Source organism: Mycobacterium paraseoulense, from assembly GCF_010731655.1.
Classification (GTDB): Bacteria; Actinomycetota; Actinomycetes; order Mycobacteriales; family Mycobacteriaceae; genus Mycobacterium; species Mycobacterium paraseoulense.
In genome coordinates, this window is sequence record NZ_AP022619.1 from 2,526,318 (window position 1) to 2,546,574 (window position 20,257).

Here is a 20,257-nt window from a genome sequence, read left to right on the forward strand (position 1 = left end):
TAGCCGGAATGCCGCGCCGCCTTATCAACAAGAACCTGACCGCACTGCTGGATGACATCCTGCGCGACTCGGGCTGGGACATGCCCTACCTCGGCATGCAGGTGCTCATCGAAGGGCTCGCGCTCGCCGCCTTCGGCGTGCTGCGTGACATGGCGGCGCCGGATTCGCTGGGCAAGCAAGTGCCGGCCTACCGGTATCCAAACGCAGACGGGTGTCGAATCCTGATCTGCGTCGTCACCGCCCGGGCCGACCGGGCCGCGCCATTTTGCGTCCCGCGCCTATGCGCGACTTTCCAAGTTGATTGCTGGACGTTCCTGGCTTATCGCGGGCCGGGGTGCTATTTCCCTGACGTAAGGGACCTCGCAGTCCTGACAACCCCAAATCAATTTATGCATGTAGCAGCCAACACAAAATCCCAGCGTGGCCTCTGACCATGTGAGAATAAAACAGACCGCCACAACGGCCGCCATCGCTACGGGCGACGCCCCTAACAGGCGCATGGCAAGACACGTCGCTGCTAAAGCGGCACCGAGCAACCACGCAAACCGTTTCGGCCGCGTTGGCTTCCATACCGGACGAATGCCCATTGTTAACGCCGTGCCGAGAATTCCAGTGGGGCTGAATGGAGTTAGTCCGCTGACCGCCGCCGCCAACATGTCAAAAAGCACGAGCGGACCAACGATGATCACCGGATCGGTTTCCGGACGCAAAAGCAACAATGCGATCGTGATCGCCGAGATGATATTTAGCAAACCCGCCCTTGCGCGGGTCGCGACTTCGTTGATGCGGGGTTCCGCATGCGCATGCGTGATCTGCCCCATTGCCCACCATGGCGTATTGAGAAAAGCATGTTCAAGTGGGACTGGCCGACTGCCCATCAATTGATCCTAAAACGTCGCTAAACATTGGCTTGCCTAAATTCAATTGGATATCTATTAGTTTAGCATGACGGTATTGTGGGCGGCTTCGGCCAGCCACTCTGATTCGACTAAAGGCAACGCTAGGACCGACCAATACCCCGTGACCTACACGACTGGCCCGCGGGGGCGAGCTGTCTGACCAGATCCGCTCTAGCCGAAGCACGACGCCCACGCTTGACGCCGGGATAGCTGCCAACCAGCTATCCGTCTGGCCGGGTTTTGTTCTGCCGCGGATTTGATGGGCGATCCTTGGGGCCGGGAATGCTTCGTTGGGCGGCGACCAGGAGGCTGCCACGAGTGTCGTCCCTCGCCGCCGAAAGCGGGTGGTGCCCCTACATCGCTCGGCTCTGCATCGCCGCCCGAAGCGGTCAGCTGCCGAACGCCTTCGGCGCCGGGCCCCCCTCGGGCAGCTCACCCGGGTACGGCAGGGCCAGCGCCTCGCGCTGGGCGGCGAACAACTTGTCGCAGGCGGCCAGCGCCACATCGAGCAGTTTGTCCAGCGTCGAGCGCGGGAACGTCGCCCCCTCGCCGGTCCCCTGCACCTCCACCAGAGTCCCGGTGTCGGTGGCGACGACGTTCATGTCGACCTCGGCCCGCGCGTCCTCCTCGTAGGGCAGGTCCACCCGGATCCTGCCGTCGACCACCCCGACGCTGACCGCCGCGATCGCGCACGACAACGGTCGGGGATCGGACAGCTTGCCCGCCGCCGCGAGGTAGGTCACGGCGTCGGCCAGCGCCACGAAGGCGCCCGTGACGGCGGCGGTCCGGGTGCCGCCGTCGGCCTGCAGCACGTCGCAGTCGACGGCAATGGTGTTCTCCCCCAGGGCCGCGAGATCGATGCAGGCCCGCAGCGACCGGCCGATCAGCCGGCTGATCTCCTGGGTGCGCCCGGAGAGGCGTCCCTTCACCGATTCGCGGTCGGAACGCGTGTGGGTGGCCGACGGCAGCATGGCGTACTCCGCGGTCAGCCACCCCAGACCCGACCCCTTGCGCCAGCGCGGCACCCCCTCGGTGACGCTGGCGGTGCACATGACCTTGGTGTGGCCGAATTCGATCAGCACCGACCCCGCCGGATGGTCGGTGAACCCGCGGGTGATGACTACGGGGCGAAGCTCGTCGTCAAGGCGGCCGTCTTCTCGTCTCGTCACGACGCCAACCCTAACGTGGGGTGTTCAGACCCGTTCGGAGCGACGGATATCGAACGACTCGCCGCACACCACCGCATGCACGGGCCCGTCGAACTCGGCCTTGGCCTCGGTGATCACGTCCTCGCGCGAGGTCCACGGCGGGATGTGGGTCAGCAAGAGCTCGCGGACGCCGGCCTGTGCGGCGGTCCTGCCGGCCTCGGTGCCCGACAGATGCAGGGCGGGCGGGCGGTCCGCTGAATGCGTCCAGGAGGCCTCGCACAGGAAGACGTCGGCGTCGCGCGCCAGCTCGACGAGCTGGTCGCAGACGCCGGTGTCACCGCTGTAGACGAGTGAGGCGCCGGTGGAATCGGTGATCCGCATTCCATAAGACTCCGTCGGGTGGGCCACCACCCGCGGCGTGACCGTGAGCGATCCGAAAGTGACCGGTTCGCCGTCGACCCAGTGCCGAACGTCGAAAATGTCTGAGCAGTCGTCGATTTCGCCGCCATACGGCGACGACGCCGCCCCCAGCCGCGACCAGGTGTCGCCCGGCCCGTACAACAGCGCCTTGCCGTCCGGGCGCGACGGGTGGTAGCGCCGCCACACGAACAGGCCGGGCAGATCAAGGCAGTGATCCGCGTGCAAATGAGACAACAGCACATGCACGGAGGCGGGGTCGGCGTAGCGCTGCAACGCGCCCAGCACGCCGCCGCCGAAGTCGATGACCAACGGCGGAGTGTCCGGTGCCCGAAGCAGATAACCCGACGCGGGCGAATCCGGCCCCACCACGCTGCCCGAGCAGCCGAGCACGGTTATTCGCACGGACACTACTGTGCCATGCCCGATACGACCGTGACGAAAACATCGCCGCATTCGTGTGATGAGAATCTCGCCACGGTCGCCACCATCAGCACTAGTCGATCCGCACGTGGTGAACGGGTTGCACGCCGGTGACCGCGGGACCCAGGAACCGCGTCGCCAACTTGGTGAAAGCCTCGGGGTCGCCGGTCGCCTCGAAGACCCGGGTCGCGGGCGGCGCGTCGTGCGGACGCAGCAGGTCGCGCTCGGTGAGCACCCGAAGCACTTCCTTCGCGGTCTCCTCCGCGCTCGAGACCAGCGTCACGTGCTCGCCCATGGCCAGCTGGATCAGCCCCGACAGCAGGGGGTAGTGCGTGCAGCCGAGCACCAGCGTGTCGACCTGCGCGCGTTGCAGCGGCTCGAGGTAGCCCTCGGCCAGTCCGAGCACCTGACGCCCACTGGTCACCCCCCGCTCCACGAAGTCGACGAAGCGCGGACAGGCCACGGCGGTGATCTCGGTGTCGCGGGCGGCGGCGAACGCGTCCTGGTACGCGTGCGAGTTGATGGTCGCCCGCGTGCCGATGACGCCGATGCGACCGTTGCGTGTCGTGGCGACCGCCCGACGCACCGCCGGGAGGATCACCTCGACGACCGGTACGTCGTAACGCTCGCGAGCGTCCCGCAGGCACGCCGCGGACGCCGTGTTGCAGGCGATCACCAAGGCCTTGACCCCGCGACCGACGAGGTCGTCGCCGATGGCCAGCGCGTGCGCGCGGACCTCGGGGATGGTGAGCGGACCGTACGGGCCGTGGCCGGTGTCACCGACGTAGACGATGTCCTCGTCGGGCAGCTGGTCGATGATCGCCCGCGCGACGGTCAGTCCCCCGACGCCGGAGTCGAAGATCCCGACGGGTGCCAAGGGCGAGTTCATGTCTTGGGACGCGGCACCGCGGTGCCGGCTTTTCTCTTCGCGCGGGCCTTCCGTTCCGGCGCGGACAACCAGTAGGCGGCGGCGACGCCGGCGATCGCACCGCACAGGTGACCTTGCCAGGACACCCCGCCGCACCTGCCGAGCACCGGCATGGCGCCGAGCAGCACGCCGCCGTAGGCGAACAACACCACCAGGCCGATCACGATGTCGGCGAACCTGCGCACGAAGATGCCGAACACGAGCAGGAAGGCCAGCCAGCCGAAGATCAGGCCGGAGGCCCCGATGTGGTCCGTCGGCCCGCAGGAGCTGCCCACATTGCCGATAAGCCAGGTGCCGAAGCCCCCGAGAATCCACACGATCGCGGTGGCCCAGACGAACCGGCTCAGCCCGGCCAGCGTCATCAGGAAACCCAGCACCAAGAGCGGGATCGTGTTGGCCATCAGATGCTGCCAGTTGGCGTGCAGGGCCGGCGCGAAGACGATCCCCCACAACCCGTCCGCTTCGAGCGGCCTGATGCCGTTCTCGTCCAGGGAATGCCCCGTCAGCTGGTCGACCAGCTCGACCAGGTAGAGCAGCGCGACGAAGGTGAGGATCGTCGCCCCGCCCACCATCCACCCGGGCCGCTTCGCGCGGTCCGCCGGCACGCCCGGGCGTCCCTTCGGGGTGGTTTTAGCCATGGCTGCAGGTTACCGGCGCGGACGGCGGTGAACTTCTCATCGGGCAAACGCCCCGGGCAGCAGGTCGCGGTAGGTCGGTATCCCCGCCACCGAATCCGCGGCGAACACGCCGGCCAGCACCGCCCGCGCCACGCAGTCGGCCGCCGCGGCGCCCACCTCCGCGGCCAGCCGCATCTCCGGTGAAAACGAGGCGGGTGGGTCCGGCGCGGGCGGCACCTCCACCGCCCCGGTCGCCAAGGCGAACACCGTGTCCCCGTCGTACGGAGTGTGCGCGGGGCGGATGGTCCGGGCCAGGCCGTCCTGGGCCGCGACGGCGACGCGCCGGCACGCGGCCGGGCTCAGCGCCGCGTCGGTGGCCACCACCCCGATGACGGTGTTGAGCGGGTTCTCCAGCGGGCCGGACGCGGTCGGCAACTGCGCGAAGGCCTCGACCTGCGCCGCCGGCGGTGGCCGCAGCGCGAATTCCCGGATCAAGTCCGCCGACCACGGCAGGCCGGTGACCCGGTCGGCGACGTCGCCGGCGGAGTTCACCACGACCATTGCGCCGACGGTCACCCCGCACGGCAGTGCCGTCGAAGCCGTCCCGACACCGCCCTTGAGCACTCCGGCCCGCGCCCCCACGCCGGCGCCGGCGTTCCCGACCGCCGGTGCATCATGGCCGCCCGTGGCGGCTTCGCAGGCCAGGTAGCCGAACTCGGCCGTCGGGCGACAGTCCCAGCCACCGACCGGCAGGTCGAAGATCACCGCGCCGGGCACGATGGGCACCATCCCGCCGTCCATCGCCACGCCGCGCTGTCGTTCTTCCAGCCAGCGCATGACCCCGTCGGCTGCGGCCAGACCGTACGCGCTGCCACCGGCGAGCAATACCGCGTCGACGTACCGGACCGTGTTGGCCGGGTCCAGCAGGTCGGTTTCCCGGGTGCCGGGAGCACCGCCCCGGCAATCGACAGCACCCACGGTCCCGGGCGGGGTCAGCACGACGGTGACGCCGCAGGCCCATCCGGCACCCAGCGTCGCGTCGGGGTCGAGTCGGTGATGGTGACCGACGCGGATGCCCCCCACGTCGGTGATGGCGTTCATCCGGCAGCCGTCCGGCTCATCGGGGCCCCGTGAGCACCAGGACAAGGTATTCCTGCAGGACGGTCAGCCACTGGTACACGTCGAAGTGCACGGCCAGCGGGTGGTCGGCGGGCAGGCGCTCCGGCCCCTCCGGGCCCACCTCGAGCATCACCCCCAGCGTCAGCCGAAGGTCGTTGACCGCCGCGACCCAGGCGTTCGCGTCCTCCTCGGTGAGGTCGAACCGGCCGCCGTCTTTCGGAACGGTTTCCAATAACCTTTGTGCGGCACGGCGTTTGGCGTCGATGATCTCGGGCTCGTGCAGGCTTCGCAACGCGGCGTTGAGGCTGTCGGCGGCGTCGGGGGCCAGCGGGTCATCGTCGTCGTGACGGAAGAAATCGGGCAGCAGCCGGCGCAGGGTGGGATCCTTAGGCGGATCGCTGTTTCCGGTCTTCATGCCGGTGATCTCCTCGAGTTCGTCTGCGGGCGAGGATGATTCACGTTCGTCGAGCAACCCGACCATGGCCGTCGCGAGATTCTTCAGCAGGGCGGCCTCGTGAGCCGCCAGGGCGGACCGAAAACGGGGACCGTCCGCGGTCTCGACGCGCTTCCATTTGCGCACAGGTAATCGCCGAAGCCCTCGAAGATCAACGGTCCTGCTGCAGGGTCGCCCACAACCCGGCGGCATGCAGCTTGGACACGTCGACTTCCATGGACTCCCGGCTGCCGGCCGAGACCACCGCCTTGCCTTCGTTGTGCACCTGCAACATCAGTTTGGTGGCGTGCGGCTCGCTGTAGCCGAACAACTTCTGGAACACATACGTCACGTAGGTCATCAAGTTGACCGGGTCATCCCACACGATCGTGACCCACGGACTCGCCGTGGCGTCAACCGGAGCGGACTCGCGTTGTCCTGTAGTACCCGGCTTAGCGGGCGCTGACATTCCAACCATGGTTTACACGATACCGAGCCCCGGGTGAGGTTTCCGAGCCCCTGACGGCAGCCGATACCGTTATGGAATGAACCACCCGGTCGTAACTGGGCTGCTTACCGACAAATACGAGTTGACGATGCTGGCCGCGGCGCTGCGAGACGGCACCGCGAACCGCCCGACGACCTTTGAATTGTTCGCGCGCCGACTCCCGGAGGGCCGCCGTTACGGCGTGGTCTGCGGGACGGGCCGGCTGCTCGAAGCATTGCCGCAGTTCGGCTTCGACGACGAGGCGTGCGGGCTGCTGGCGCAATTCCTCGATCCGGATACGTTGCGTTTCTTGCGCGATTTCCGGTTCGCCGGCGACATGGACGGCTACGCCGAAGGTGAGCTGTACTTCCCCGGCTCCCCCGTGCTGTCGGTGACCGGCACGTTCGCCGAATGTGTGGTGCTCGAGACGCTGGCGTTGTCGATCTTCAACCACGACACGGCGATCGCGTCCGCGGCCGCGCGGATGGTGAGCGCGGCCAGAGACCGGCCGCTGATCGAGATGGGATCCCGGAGAACACACGAACGCGCCGCGGTCGCCGCGGCGCGTGCCGCTTACATCGCCGGTTTCGCCGCGTCCTCCAACCTCGAGGCCCAGCGCCGATACGGGATCCCCGCGGAGGGCACCTCGGCGCACGCGTTCACCATGCTGCACGCGAGCGGGGAACCGGCCGAGGTGACCGAACTGGCCGCATTCCGCGCGCAGGTCGACGCGCTGGGCGTCGAGACCACGCTGCTGGTGGACACCTACGACGTGACGACCGGTGTGGCCAACGCCGTGGCCGCCGCCGGGGAGTCGCTCGGCGCGGTCCGCATCGACTCGGGCGAGCTCGGCGTGCTCGCGCGCCAAGTCCGCGAGCAGCTCGACCGGTTGGGAGCCACCAGGACCCGCATCGTCGTCTCCGGTGACCTCGACGAGTTCTCCATCGCCGCCCTGGGTGCCGAACCGGTGGACAGTTACGGCGTCGGCACCTCGCTGGTGACCGGTTCGGGCGCACCCACGGCGAACATGGTCTACAAGCTGGTCGAGGTCGACGGGATTCCGGTGCAAAAGCGCAGCAGCCATAAGGAATCTCGCGGGGGCCGCAAAGAGGCACTGCGCCTGACGCGCCCGTCCGGCACCATCACCGAGGAGGTGGTGTATCCGGCGGGCCGCCGGCCCGCGATCACCGAACCGTCCCGGCCCTTGACCGTCCCGCTGGTCCGCGGCGGAGACACGGTGTCCAAACCGGATGTGGGCGCGGCGCGCGAGCTGGTAGCTTCCGGGCTGCGCAGTCTGCCGTGGGAGGGCTTGAACCTGTCGCAGGGCGAGCCTGCGATCCCGACGACGCAGATCGCCGCCGGCCGCCGATGACACCGCAGAGCAAAAGAGGCTGACCACGTCCGAAGTCTCCGTGCCCGAGTTGCTGGCCGTCGCCGTGGCAGCGCTCGGCGGCAGTGAGCGTAGCGGCCAACTCGAAATGGCCAACGCCGTCGCGCGGGCATTCGAAACCGGCGAGCATCTCGTCGTGCAGGCCGGCACCGGGACCGGGAAATCACTGGCGTACCTGGTGCCCGCGATCGTCCGCGCCATCGATGACGACTCTCCCGTCGTCGTGTCCACGGCCACGATCGCCTTGCAGCGGCAGCTCGTGGACCGCGACCTGCCCAGCCTGATCGACGCGATCGGCGATTCGCTCCCCCGCCGCCCGCAGTTCGCGCTGCTCAAAGGTCGCCGTAACTACCTGTGCCTGAACAAGATTCACAACGGTGGCGCCGACACGGAGGATGACGCCGGCGACAGGCCGCAGGAGGAGCTCTTCGATCCCATGGCGGCCACGGCCCTGGGCCGCGACGTCCAACGGCTCACGGCCTGGGCGTCGACCACCGAATCCGGGGACCGCGACGACTTGAAACCCGGTGTGCCGGAACGATCCTGGTCGCAGGTCAGCGTTTCGGCGCGGGAATGCCTGGGCGTGGCCCGCTGCCCGTTCGGCTCGGAGTGCTTCTCGGAACGGGCGCGCGGCCGGGCGGGCGGTGCCGATGTCGTGGTCACCAACCACGCGCTGCTGGCCATCGACGCCGTCGCGGACTCGGCGGTGCTGCCCGAACACGCGCTGCTGGTGGTGGACGAGGCCCATGAGTTGGTCGATCGGGTGACGTCGGTGGCCACCGCGGAGCTGACGCCGGCCGCCCTGGGCGTCGCGGCGCGGCGGATCTCGCGATTGGTCGATCCCGAACTGACGCAGCGGCTGGAAGCGGCGACGGCGAACTTCGCCGCGGCGATCCACGACGCCACTCCCGGTCGCATCGACCGCCTCGACGAGGAGCTGGCGACCTACCTGACCGCCCTGCGCGACGCGGCGGGCGCGGCACGTTCGGCGATCGACACCACCAGCGACGCGAAAGCGGCCGCCGCGCGGGCCGAAGCGGTGGCGGCGCTGAGCGAGATATCCGATACCGCGTCGCGGGTTCTCACGTCGTTCGCTCCGGCGATTCCCGATCGCAGCGAGGTGGTGTGGCTCGATCACGAGGACAACAGGGGCTCGATGCGCCCGGTGTTGCGGGTGGCGCCACTGTCCGTTGCGGGTCTGCTGCGCGACCGGGTGTTCGCCCGATCAACCACCGTGCTGACGTCGGCCACCCTGACCATCGGCGGATCCTTCGACGCGATGGCCGCGGCGTGGGGCCTCACCGCGGCGGACACCGTCAAGGACGCCCCCTGGCGCGGCGTCGACGTGGGCTCGCCGTTCCACCATGCCAAGGCGGGAATCCTCTACGTCGCCGCCCACCTCCCGCCACCCGGCCGGGACGGCACCGGGTCCGCCGAGCAGCTGACCGAGATCGCCGAGCTCATCACCGCGGCGGGCGGGCGGACGCTGGGGTTGTTCTCGTCGATGCGGGCCGCCCGGGCCGCCGCGGAGGCCATGCGCCAGCGGTTGTCGACGCCGGTCCTGTGTCAAGGCGACGACAGCACCTCCGCGCTGGTCGAGCAGTTCAGCGCCGACGCGCAGACGTCGCTGTTCGGCACGTTGTCGCTGTGGCAGGGCGTCGACGTGCCGGGTCCGTCGCTGTCCCTGGTGCTCATCGACCGCATCCCGTTCCCGCGACCGGACGACCCGCTGCTTGGCGCGCGGCAACGCGCGGTGGCGGCGCGCGGCGGCAATGGCTTCATGGCGGTCGCCGCCAGCCATGCCGCGTTGCTGTTGGCGCAGGGCTCGGGTCGGCTGCTGCGTCGCGTCACCGACCGCGGGGTGGTCGCGGTGCTGGACTCGCGGATGGTCACCGCCGGTTACGGCGGCTACCTGTGTGCCTCGCTGCCGCCGTTCTGGCAGACCACCGACCCGGCCCAGGTCCGTGCGGCGCTGGAGCGGCTGCGCACCACGTCGGAGGGCCTGCCCGCTTGAGGTCAGCGGGCCAGGGTGACCAGGCCCAGTTCGGCGCTGCCGGCAAGCATCGGGTGATGGGGCAACACGCGCACCGTGTATCCCACCGCCCCCGCCAGCGGTAACGAGAGCGTCGTGGAGAACACCTGGTTACCGCCCTCGGCGGTCCCGGTATACGACATCTCGACGGTGACCGGGTCCAGCAGCGCGTCGCTGGCGTCCACCCTGCCCACCACCCCTTGGACCGTGACCTCGTCGGGCGCGAGCCCGTCCAGCGCCACCGTGGCGGTCAGGGTCATCTTGGAGCCGAGCACCGGCGTGTCCGGCAGTCCGGTGCTGTCCACGTCGGTGATGGTGATCTTGGGCCACGCCTCCTCGGCGCGCCGGCGGTAGGCGGCCACCTCGCGCGCCGCGCCGAACTCACGGCCGTCCTCACCGTCCTCGGCGGGCCCGACGGTCCGGCGCAGCGACTGCGCGGCGTGCGTGTAGTACCGCTCCACGTAGTCGCGCACCATCCGCGAGGCCAGCACCTTCGGCCCGAGCGTCTGCAGTGTGTGCCGCACCATTTCGATCCATCGGGGCGGCACTCCGTGTTCGTCGCGTTCGTAGAACTTGGGCGCCACCGCCAGCTCCAGCAGGTCGTAGAGCGCACTGGCCTCTAGATCGTCGCGGCGGGACTCGTCGATGACGCCGTCGGCAGACGGTATCTCCCAGCCGTTTTCGCCGTCGTACCACTCATCCCACCAGCCGTCGCGGATGGACAGGTTCAGCCCGCCGTTGAGCGCGCTCTTCATCCCGGAGGTGCCGCAGGCCTCCAGCGGCCGCAGCGGATTGTTGAGCCAGACGTCGCAACCCCAGTACAACAGGCGCGCCATGGACATGTCGTAGTCGGGCAGGAACGCGATGCGGTGCCGCACCTCGGGCCGGTCGGCGAAGCGCACCACCTGCTGGATGAGCGCCTTGCCGCCGTCGTCTGCCGGGTGCGACTTCCCGGCGACGATCAGCTGAATCGGCCTGTCCTCGTCGAGCAGCAGGCGTTCGAGCCGCTCCGGGTCGCGCAGCATCAGCGTCAGCCGCTTGTATGTGGGCACCCGCCGGGCGAACCCGATGGTGAGCACGTTCGGGTCGAAGGCCGTTGTAATCCAACCTAATTCGGCCTCGGATGCGCCACGTTCCAGCCATGACTTGCGCAGCCGCCGCCTGACGTCCTCGACCAGCAGCGAGCGCAGTTGCGAGCGGATCCACCAGAGATGGCCGGCATCGACCTGGTTCAGCCGCAGCCAGACGCCGGGATCGCCGAACGAATCCGATCCGGCCAGCTCACGCCCCAACTGCAACCACTGAGGCGCCGCCCAGGTGCGAGCGTGGACGCCGTTGGTGATCGACCCGATCGGCACCTCATCGGTGTCGAACCCGGGCCACAGCTCGTTGAACATGGCCCGGCTCACCTCGCCGTGCAGCAGCGAAACGCCGTTGGCCCGCTGTGCCAGCCGCAGGCCCATGTGCGCCATGTTGAACTTGGTCGGATCGTCCTCGGCGCCGAGCGCGAGGATTCGGCCCGTCGGCACGCCCGGCAACAGCACGGGTGCGCCCTTGCCACCGCCTTTCTCGGCCTTCTTAACGGGCTCGTCCCCGGCATGCTTACCGTGTTCGTCCCCGGCATGCCCGTCGAAGTAGAGCCGCACCATGTCGATCGGGAACCGGTCGATACCGGCCGGCACGGGGGTGTGCGTGGTGAACACGGTGCTGGAGCGCACGACGGCCAGCGCGGTGTCGAAGTCCAACCCCGCATCGGTCATCAACTCGCGGATGCGTTCCGCTCCGAGGAACCCGGCGTGCCCCTCGTTCATGTGGAAAACCTCGGGTGCGGGCAGGCCCTCGATGGCGGTGAACGCGCGGATCGCCCGCACCCCACCGATGCCGGCCAGCAACTCCTGCCGCATGCGGTGTTCCTGGTCACCGCCGTAGAGCCGGTCGGTGATGTTGCGCAGCTCGTGCTCGTTCTCGGGGACGTCGGAATCGAGCAGCAGCAGCGGGACCCGGCCCACCTGCGCGACCCAGATCCGCGCGTGCAGCCGGGCGGAGTCCGGGAGCGTCAGCTCGACCAGGACTGGATCGCCGGCGGCATCGGTGAGCAGTCGCAGCGGGAGCCCTTGGGGGTCCAACGACGGATAGGTCTCGTTCTGCCAGCCGTCCGCCGTCAGCGACTGGCGGAAATACCCGGACCGGTAGTACAGGCCCACCGCCACCAGCGGCACGCCGAGGTCGGAGGCCGCCTTCAGGTGGTCCCCGGCGAGGATGCCCAATCCGCCCGAGTAGTTGGGCAGCACCTCGGCGACCCCGAACTCCATCGAGAAGTAGGCGATGGCCGCAGGCATCGCCACACCGTCGGCTTGCTGCTGCTGATACCACAGCGGACGGCTCAGGTAATCGTTCAGGTCGGCGGCCAGCTGATCGAGCCGGCCCAGGAACGCCTCGTCGAGCGCCAGCTCGTCGAGGCGTGCCGGATTCACCGCCCCCAGCAACGCCACCGGATCTGAGCCGCAGCGCTCCCACAGTTCCACGTCGACGGTCGCAAACAAGTCCTGGGTCGGCTTGTCCCATGACCATCGCAAGTTGGTCGACAGCTGGTCGAGCGCGGCCAGCCGCTCGGGAAGGTGAGCACGGACGGTAAAGCGGCGGAGGGCTTTCACGCGTCCTTACCTTACTGAGGATTTCGGCCCGCGCACGGCGGCAGAGGCCGCTTTTCCCGCCGAGGGTGTGACCGGACACTAGGGTGGGTATCGGTTAGTTATTGGGGCCGCAACGGTGCTTCCCCGCAGAGGAAGTTCCCCACGACAGGAAGTTTCGCCAGACGAGAGGCATCCGCGACGAGCACACCGCGGTTGGCCGCACACAATTTTCGAACGGAGCTGTGGTGCCTGGTCGTGTCGAGATCGATAACGTCCAACCCGTCGTTTCCTGCGGCGCATATCCCGCAAAGGCCGTGGTCGGTGAGACCATCCCGGTTAGCGCGGCGGTGTGGCGGGAAGGCCACGAGGCGGTCGCTGCGACCCTGGTGGTGCGCTACCTTGGCCCGCGTTATCCGCAGGTGACGGAGACCCGCCGGATCAAAGCGGTTCAGGCTCCGGTAAAGCTCGCCGCCGAAGTCGACGGAGGGGTGGACCAGCAACGGATCAAGCCGCTGCTGTTGCCGATGACGATGGGCCTCGAGCCCTACGTCTTCCACGGGCATTTCACGCCCGACCGGGTGGGCCTGTGGACGTTCCGGGTCGACGGCTGGGGTGACCCCATCGAATCCTGGCGGCACGGCCTGGTGGCCAAGCTGGACGCCGGGCAGGGGGAGACGGAACTGTCCAACGACCTCTTGGTCGGCGCCGCGTTGTTCGAGCGCGCCGCGACGGGCGTGCCGCGTGCGCGGCGAGACCCACTCCTGGCCGCCGCCGCGGCGCTGCGGAAGCCGGGGGATCCGGTCACCCGCACCGCGCTGGCGTTGGCGCCGGAAATCGGCGGACTCCTGGACGAATATCCGTTGCGCGATCTGGTCACCCGCGGTGATCAGTACGGCGTGTGGGTGGATCGGCCGCTGGCCCGCTTCGGTTCCTGGTATGAGATGTTCCCCCGCTCGACCGGCGGGTGGGACGCCGACGGCAAACCCGTGCACGGCACATTCGCCACAGCGGCCGCCCAGCTTCCGCGGATCGCGGCAATGGGATTCGACGTGGTGTACCTGCCGCCGATCCACCCGATCGGCAAGGTCCACCGCAAGGGCCGCAACAACTCTCCCACCGCAGCCCCGGGAGATGTGGGCTCTCCGTGGGCAATTGGCAGTGACGAGGGCGGCCATGACGCCGTCCACCCGGACCTGGGCACCATCGAGGACTTCGACGCCTTCGTCGCCGCGGCCCGCGAACTGGGCATGGAGGTGGCCCTGGATCTGGCGTTGCAATGCGCGCCGGATCACCCGTGGGCGCGCGATCACCGCGAGTGGTTCACCGAACTGCCCGACGGGACCATCGCCTACGCGGAGAACCCGCCCAAGAAGTACCAGGACATCTATCCGCTCAACTTCGACAACGACCCGGCGGGCCTCTACGACGAAGTCCTGCGCGTCGTCCGGCATTGGATGGACCACGGCGTCAAGTTCTTTCGGGTGGACAACCCGCACACCAAGCCGCCGAACTTCTGGGCGTGGCTGATCGCCCAGGCGAAGAGCATCGACCCCGACGTGCTCTTCCTCTCGGAAGCCTTCACGCCGCCCGCGCGGCAATACGGCCTGGCCAAGCTCGGGTTCACGCAGTCCTACAGCTACTTCACCTGGCGCACGGCGAAATGGGAACTCACCGAGTTCGGCAACGACATCGCCGCGCTCGCCGACTTCCGCCGGCCCAACCTGTTCGTGAACACCCCCGACATCCTGCACGCCATCCTGCAGCACAACGGACCGGGGATGTTCGCCATCCGCGCGGTGCTGGCAGCGACCATGGGCCCGGCCTGGGGCGTGTACTCGGGCTACGAGCTTTTCGAGCACCGCGCGGTGCGCGAGGGCAGCGAGGAGTATCTGGACTCCGAAAAGTACGAACTGCGACCGCGCGATTTCGCGGGCGCCCTGGCCGAAGGACGGTCACTCGAACCATTCATCACGCAGCTCAACTCGATTCGCCGGCTACACCCGGCGCTGCAGCAGTTGCGCACCATCCACTTTCACGGCGTGGACAACGACACCCTGCTCGCCTACAGCAAGTTCGATCCGACGACCGGCGACTGCGTGTTGGTGGTGGTGACGCTCAACGCGTTCGGCGCCGAGGAAGGCACGCTGTTTTTAGATATGGCGGCTTTGGGTATGGAGCCCTACGAGCGTTTCTGGGTGCGCGACGAAATCACCGGCCAGGAATTCCAATGGGGGCAAGCAAATTACGTTCGCATCGATCCTGCGCGAGCGGTAGCGCATGTCATCAACATGCCACTCATACCGCATGAGTCTCGGATGACGTTGCTGCGCAGACGATGAAACGGACCGGAGGTGAAAAGGACATGAGTCAAGCCGACCAACTCGCCAGGACGCACCTGGCGCCCGACCCGGCCGACCTATCGCGCCTGCTGGCTGGCACGCATCACAACCCGCACGGCGTCCTGGGGGCCCACGAGTACGCCGACCACACCGTCATCCGGGCATTCCGCCCGCATGCGGCCGAGGTCGTCGCGCTGGTCGGCGAGGACCGTTTCCCGCTGCAGCACGTCGAATCCGGCCTGTTCGCCACGGCATTGCCGTTCGTCAATCTCATCGACTACCGGCTGGAAGTGAAGTATGAGGGGTCCGACCCCTACACGGTCGCCGACGCCTACCGCTTCCTGCCCACCCTGGGCGAAGTAGATCTCTTTCTCTTCGGCGAGGGCCGTCACGAGCGGCTCTGGGACGTGCTCGGCGCGCACCCCCGCTCGTTCACCACCGCCGACGGTGTCGTGAACGGGGTGTCGTTCGCGGTGTGGGCGCCTAACGCCAAGGGCGTCAATCTCATTGGCGAGTTCAACGGCTGGACGGGCAGCGACGCCCCGATGCGGTCGCTGGGCTCCTCGGGGGTATGGGAACTGTTCTGGCCCGACTTCCCGGCCGACGGCCTGTACAAGTTCCGCGTGCACGGCGCCGACGGCGTCGTCACGGAGCGCGCCGACCCCATGGCCTTCGCCACCGAAGTGCCGCCACACACCGCCTCCCGCGTGACGCGCAGCAACTACACCTGGCGGGACGCCGATTGGATGCAGCAGCGCGCCCAACGCAATCCGGTGTTCGAGCCGATGAGCACCTACGAGGTTCATCTCGGCTCGTGGCGCCCCGGACTCAGCTACCGCGACCTGGCCCACCAGCTCACGGCGTACGTTCTCGAGCACGGGTTCACCCACGTGGAGCTGCTGCCCGTCGCCGAGCATCCGTTCGCCGGGTCGTGGGGCTACCAGGTGACGTCGTACTACGCGCCGACGTCGCGATTCGGCACGCCCGACGAGTTCCGGTTGCTGGTCGACTCCCTGCACCAGGCCGGCATCGGCGTCATCGTGGACTGGGTGCCGGCGCACTTCCCGAAAGACGCCTGGGCGCTGGGGCGCTTCGACGGCACCCCGCTCTACGAGCACTCCGACCCCAAGCGGGGTGAGCAACTCGACTGGGGCACTTACGTATTCGACTTCGGCCGGAACGAGGTGCGTAACTTCCTGGTGGCCAACGCGTTGTATTGGCTCGAGGAGTACCACGTCGACGGATTACGGGTGGACGCGGTCGCTTCCATGCTGTATCTCGACTACTCCCGCCCGGAGGGCGGCTGGACGCCGAACATCTACGGCGGCCGGGAGAACCTGGAGGCGGTGCAGTTCCTGCAGGAGATGAACGCCACGGTGCACAAGTCGGCCCCGGGCATCGTCACCATCGCCGAGGAGTCGACGTCGTGGCCCGGCGTCACACGCCCGACAAACCTTGGCGGCCTGGGCTTTTCGATGAAGTGGAACATGGGCTGGATGCACGACACCCTCGACTACATCAGCCGCGACCCGATCTACCGCAACTATCACCATCACGAGATGACGTTCTCGATGCTCTACGCGTTCAGCGAGAACTATGTGCTGCCGATCAGCCACGACGAGGTGGTGCACGGCAAGGGCACCCTGTGGGGGCGGATGCCGGGCAACAACCACGTCAAGGCCGCCGGGCTGCGCAGCCTGCTCGCCTACCAGTGGGCGCACCCCGGGAAGCAATTGCTGTTCATGGGGCAGGAATTCGGCCAGCGCGCCGAGTGGTCCGAGGAACGCGGCCTGGACTGGTGGCAACTCGACGAGCAAGGGTTTTCCAACGGCGTCCTGCGGATGGTGCGCGACATCAACGACACCTACCGCGCCCACCCGGCACTGTGGAGCCAGGACACCATCCCCGACGGTTACTCGTGGATCGACGCCAACGACTCGGCCAACAACGTGCTGAGTTTCCTGCGGTATGGCAGCGACGGTTCCGTGATGGCGTGCGTGTTCAACTTCGCGGGCAGCGAGCACAGCGGCTACCGGCTCGGTCTGCCGTCCGCCGGCCGCTGGCGCGAAGTGCTCAACACCGATGCCACCGATTACAACGGCTCCGGCATCGGCAACATGGGTGGAGTCGACGCCACCGAGGACCCGTGGCATGGCCGACCGGCCTCGGCGGTGCTGGTGCTGCCGCCGAACTCGGCGCTGTGGCTCGAGCCCGAGTAGGCGGCTGAAAGCGAGCCGACCGAGGGGTTCAGTACAGCGCGTTCGCGAGGTTGCGCCGCCCGGCGACGACCTCGGGGTCGGCGGGGTCGAAGAGTTCGAAGAGTTCGATCAGCCGGGTGCGCACCCGGGTCCGATCCTCCCCGGATGTGCGGCGCACCAATGCAATCAGGCGATCGAACGCGGCGCTCACGTCCTGGTTGAGGATTTCGACGTCGGCGGCCGCGAATGCGGCATCGATGTCGCCCGGTGCCGCGGCGGCCGCGGCGGGCGCGTCCGGCGGGTGGGCGGTCGCGCGCATGAGAAAGTCGACCTGCCGGATCGCGCCCTTGGCTTCGGCGCTGCCCGGGTCGGCGTCCAGTATCGCCTGATACGACGCCCTGGCCGCCTCGAAATCGCCAGCCTCGAGCTGTTCGCGGGCCGCGGCCAGCGCCGGATCGACCTCCTCGGAACCCGTGGAACTGCTTGGGCCCCTGAGTTTCCCGGCCGTCGCCGACAGAATTTGGTCCAGCCAGCCGCGCAGTTGGTCGGGCGGCTGCATACCTTGAAAACTGGACAGGGGCTGCCCGGCGGCCAGAGCGACGACCGTCGGCACCGCGTCGACACCGAAAATCTGCGCCACCCTGGGCGCCACGTCGACGTTGACGGTCGCCAGGGACCACTTGCCGTTGTCCTCGCCGGCCAAGCCGGACAGGATGTCGACGAGCTGGACGCACGCGTCGCTGCGCGGTGACCACAGCACCACCACGACGGGCACTTCCTCGGAGCGGAGCAGGACTTCGGCCTCGAAATTGGCCTCGGTGATCGCGGATACTCCCGGGCCATTCTCGGCGGCCGAGGTTGTTCCGCCGGTCCCGCCGGTCGGCTGCTGCTGGGCCCGCGCCTTGAGGCCGGACAGGTCGACCGCACCAGCCAGCGCGGGGCCAATCGAAGGTCGCGGACGCGTCACGAGGTCAAGTTTGTCATGCTCTTCGATGGCCTATCCACCCGGTGGCGCCGACGTCACGCCGCTTTGCCCGGGGCGGCAAGCCCCTGCAAACCGCCGCAGAGCGGGACATATGACGAAGATCACAAAAGATCCCGCGCGGGCCGAGCCAGCAACATCGACCGGGGCCGGCGCGCGTCGATCGCCCCGCTACTTTGCCCGCAGGATCAAGGCATCGCCCTGGCCGCCCGCGCCACACAAGGCCGCGACGGCGTAACCGGAGCCACGGCGGGCCAGTTCCAGGGCCGCATGCAGCGTGATCCGTGCGCCCGACATGCCAATGGGATGCCCGACGGCGATCGCTCCGCCGTTGACGTTGACGATCTCGGGATCGAGGCCGAGTTCGCGGGTCGAAGCCAACGCGACAGCGGCGAACGCCTCGTTGATCTCGACGACGTCCAGCTGATCGACGGAGATGCCTTCGCGGCTGAGCGCTTTCTGGATCGCGTTGGCCGGCTGCGACTGCAGGGTGGAGTCCGGACCGGCCACCACACCGTGGGCGCCGATCTCGACCAGCCAGTTCAGCCCCAGCTCCTGCGCCTTGGCCTTGTTCATCACCACCACGGCCGCCGCCCCGTCGGAGATCTGCGACGCCGAGCCGGCGGTGATGGTGCCGTCGCGGCGAAAAGCCGGCTTGAGGCCGGCCAGGGACGCCGCGGTGGTACTGGCGCGAATCCCCTCGTCCTCGGTGAACTGCAGCGGATCACCCTTGCGCTGCGGGATGTTGACCGGCACAACTTCGTCGGCGAAGACGCCGTCCTTCCACGCCGCGGCCGCCTTCTGATGCGACCGCGCAGCGAACTCGTCCTGCTCCTCGCGGGTGAACTTGTCCACATCGTTGCGCTGCTCCGTGAGGGCACCCATCGGCTGGTCGGTGAACACGTCGTGCAGGCCGTCGTATGCCATGTGGTCCAGGACCGTGACATCGCCGTACTTGTAGCCCGCCCGGCTGTCCATCAGCAAATGGGGCGCCCTGGTCATGGACTCCTGCCCGCCGGCGACCACCACGTCGAACTCCCCGGCACGAATCAGCTGGTCGGCGAGCGCGATGGAGTCGATGCCGGACAAGCACATCTTGTTGATGGTCAGCGCCGGGACGTCCCAGCCGATGCCGGCCGCTACCGCGGCCTGACGGGCGGGCATCTGTCCTGCCCCGGCCGTCAAAACCTGGCCCATGATGACGTACTCGACCGCCGAGGCGGGCACGTTGGCCTTCTCCAGCGCACCGGCGATCGCGATCGCACCCAGGTCGCTTGCCGAGAAATCCTTGAGCGAACCCATCAACTTGCCGATCGGCGTGCGCGCTCCAGCAACGATCACCGACGTGGTCATGACAACCTCCTAAGGGTCCGGGGACGGCCGATCTGGCCTCCCGGAGAAGCGCAATCTTTGCCGCCAGGTTACCTTTATGTGATGACGACCGATCAAGTTGACGCCCGTCAGGTCCTGGCCACCGCGCTGGTGACGGCGGTCGATCACGTCGGCATCGCAGTCGCCGACCTGGATACGGCAATCGCCTGGTATCACGACCACCTCGGCATGGTCCTGGTGCACGAGGAAGTCAACGAGGAGCAGGGAATCCGCGAGGCCATGCTGGCCGTGCGGGGTGCCGAGGGCGGCGCCGCACAGATCCAGCTGATGGCCCCGATCGACGACTCCTCGACCATCGCCAAGTTCATCGACAAGCGCGGGCCCGGCATCCAGCAGATGGCGGTCCGGGTGAGCGACCTCGACGGCGTGGTCGAGCACCTGCGTTCTCAGGGCATCCGCCTCCTCTACGAGGAGCCCCGCCGCGGCACGGCAAACTCACGGATCAACTTCATCCACCCCAAGGACGCCGGCGGCGTGCTCATCGAGCTGGTCGAGCCGGCCGCCTGAGGCCCGGGCCAGTCACGACCACTTCCTGGTGGGCCCGCGCGTGGCGCGGTGGGTCCAGCACGGGGCATGCCAATGCCGACGGTCGTCGGCGCCTCCGAGGGTCACGTCGGCCGGCCACACCACCAGATGCGCTGTGCCCGAGCGTATTTCGTGATCGCAACCGGGACAGCGGTAGGTCTTGACGGCCCGGGCCGCTGCGACCGGACGCACTTCGTACTCGTGACCGTCGGGCCCGATCTCCACCCGCGGGGCCGGGAGCGGCGACGGCTGCCGCTGCCGACGTGGCGGTGTGCGGCGCCGGGCCATACCGCCA

17 protein-coding genes and 1 pseudogene are annotated in these 20,257 nt (G+C 68.2%); 6 read left to right on the forward strand and 12 right to left on the reverse strand.

The window, feature by feature from the left end:
- Positions 1 to 23: 23 nt before the first annotated feature.
- Positions 24 to 191: pseudogene (locus tag G6N51_RS29550) on the forward strand (aminobenzoate oxygenase); the annotation flags it as partial.
- An 87-nt stretch (positions 192 to 278) separates the two neighbouring features.
- Here G6N51_RS29550 and G6N51_RS29555 read toward each other — a convergent pair.
- The 8 genes from G6N51_RS29555 to clpS form a co-directional block, all read right to left on the reverse strand.
- A complete protein-coding gene (locus tag G6N51_RS29555) occupies positions 279 to 878 on the reverse strand; it encodes a DUF4395 family protein (RefSeq protein ID WP_332107961.1) in 600 nt (199 codons plus the stop codon).
- Positions 879 to 1,288: 410 nt separating this feature from the next.
- On the reverse strand, positions 1,289 to 2,068 hold the full coding sequence (rph, locus tag G6N51_RS11595; RefSeq protein ID WP_083170234.1) for a ribonuclease PH: 780 nt from the start codon (positions 2,066 to 2,068) through the stop codon (positions 1,289 to 1,291).
- A gap of 24 nt (positions 2,069 to 2,092) precedes the next feature.
- On the reverse strand, positions 2,093 to 2,875 hold the full coding sequence (locus G6N51_RS11600) for a cyclic nucleotide-degrading phosphodiesterase (protein WP_083170232.1): 783 nt from the start codon (positions 2,873 to 2,875) through the stop codon (positions 2,093 to 2,095).
- An 85-nt stretch (positions 2,876 to 2,960) separates the two neighbouring features.
- Positions 2,961 to 3,776 (reverse strand): glutamate racemase, encoded by an 816-nt coding sequence (gene murI / locus G6N51_RS11605; RefSeq protein ID WP_083170230.1) that lies wholly within the window; start codon positions 3,774 to 3,776, stop codon positions 2,961 to 2,963.
- Positions 3,773 to 4,453: a rhomboid family intramembrane serine protease gene (locus G6N51_RS11610; RefSeq protein ID WP_083170228.1), complete on the reverse strand. Its 681-nt coding sequence runs from the start codon at positions 4,451 to 4,453 to the stop codon at positions 3,773 to 3,775. The genes murI and G6N51_RS11610 overlap by 4 nt, the downstream gene beginning before the upstream one ends.
- A gap of 36 nt (positions 4,454 to 4,489) precedes the next feature.
- Positions 4,490 to 5,533, reverse strand: a complete 1,044-nt coding sequence (locus tag G6N51_RS11615; RefSeq protein WP_083170226.1) for a P1 family peptidase — start codon at positions 5,531 to 5,533, stop codon at positions 4,490 to 4,492.
- 16 nt (positions 5,534 to 5,549) lie between these two features.
- Entirely contained in the window at positions 5,550 to 6,131 is a 582-nt protein-coding gene (aosR, locus tag G6N51_RS11620) for an oxidative stress transcriptional regulator AosR (RefSeq protein WP_083170224.1), read from the reverse strand.
- A 25-nt stretch (positions 6,132 to 6,156) separates the two neighbouring features.
- Positions 6,157 to 6,462 (reverse strand): ATP-dependent Clp protease adapter ClpS, encoded by a 306-nt coding sequence (clpS, locus tag G6N51_RS11625; protein WP_083170222.1) that lies wholly within the window; start codon positions 6,460 to 6,462, stop codon positions 6,157 to 6,159.
- Positions 6,463 to 6,529: 67 nt separating this feature from the next.
- Between clpS and G6N51_RS11630 the strand changes: the two genes are divergently transcribed.
- Together G6N51_RS11630 and G6N51_RS11635 are read left to right on the forward strand one after the other, a co-directional pair.
- Positions 6,530 to 7,843, forward strand: coding sequence for a nicotinate phosphoribosyltransferase (locus tag G6N51_RS11630; protein ID WP_083170220.1), 1,314 nt, complete (start codon positions 6,530 to 6,532; stop codon positions 7,841 to 7,843).
- 19 nt (positions 7,844 to 7,862) lie between these two features.
- Entirely contained in the window at positions 7,863 to 9,875 is a 2,013-nt protein-coding gene (locus tag G6N51_RS11635) for an ATP-dependent DNA helicase (RefSeq protein WP_083170218.1), read from the forward strand.
- Positions 9,876 to 9,877: 2 nt separating this feature from the next.
- Here G6N51_RS11635 and glgP read toward each other — a convergent pair whose 3' ends face one another.
- Positions 9,878 to 12,547, reverse strand: a complete 2,670-nt coding sequence (glgP, locus tag G6N51_RS11640) for an alpha-glucan family phosphorylase (protein WP_083170216.1) — start codon at positions 12,545 to 12,547, stop codon at positions 9,878 to 9,880.
- Between the two features lie 224 nt (positions 12,548 to 12,771).
- On the opposite strand from glgP, the gene G6N51_RS11645 reads away from it, so the two are divergent.
- Positions 12,772 to 14,865, forward strand: a complete 2,094-nt coding sequence (locus G6N51_RS11645) for an alpha-1,4-glucan--maltose-1-phosphate maltosyltransferase (RefSeq protein ID WP_083170502.1) — start codon at positions 12,772 to 12,774, stop codon at positions 14,863 to 14,865.
- 23 nt (positions 14,866 to 14,888) lie between these two features.
- Positions 14,889 to 17,084, forward strand: coding sequence for a 1,4-alpha-glucan branching protein GlgB (gene glgB / locus G6N51_RS11650; RefSeq protein ID WP_083170214.1), 2,196 nt, complete (start codon positions 14,889 to 14,891; stop codon positions 17,082 to 17,084).
- A 28-nt stretch (positions 17,085 to 17,112) separates the two neighbouring features.
- On the opposite strand, the gene G6N51_RS11655 is transcribed toward glgB, so the two are convergent.
- Positions 17,113 to 18,030 (reverse strand): tetratricopeptide repeat protein, encoded by a 918-nt coding sequence (locus G6N51_RS11655; RefSeq protein ID WP_083170212.1) that lies wholly within the window; start codon positions 18,028 to 18,030, stop codon positions 17,113 to 17,115.
- Between the two features lie 186 nt (positions 18,031 to 18,216).
- Complete coding sequence (locus G6N51_RS11660; protein ID WP_083170210.1) at positions 18,217 to 19,398, reverse strand: acetyl-CoA C-acetyltransferase; 1,182 nt, start codon at positions 19,396 to 19,398, stop codon at positions 18,217 to 18,219.
- A 78-nt stretch (positions 19,399 to 19,476) separates the two neighbouring features.
- Between G6N51_RS11660 and mce the strand changes: the two genes are divergently transcribed.
- The gene (gene mce, locus G6N51_RS11665; protein ID WP_163750690.1) at positions 19,477 to 19,944 is read left to right on the forward strand and encodes a methylmalonyl-CoA epimerase; all 468 of its coding nucleotides are present in this window, start codon (positions 19,477 to 19,479) and stop codon (positions 19,942 to 19,944) included.
- 12 nt (positions 19,945 to 19,956) lie between these two features.
- Here the strand turns inward: mce and G6N51_RS11670 are convergent, their stop codons facing one another.
- Positions 19,957 to 20,250 (reverse strand): hypothetical protein, encoded by a 294-nt coding sequence (locus G6N51_RS11670; protein ID WP_083170206.1) that lies wholly within the window; start codon positions 20,248 to 20,250, stop codon positions 19,957 to 19,959.
- Positions 20,251 to 20,257: the final 7 nt, after the last annotated feature.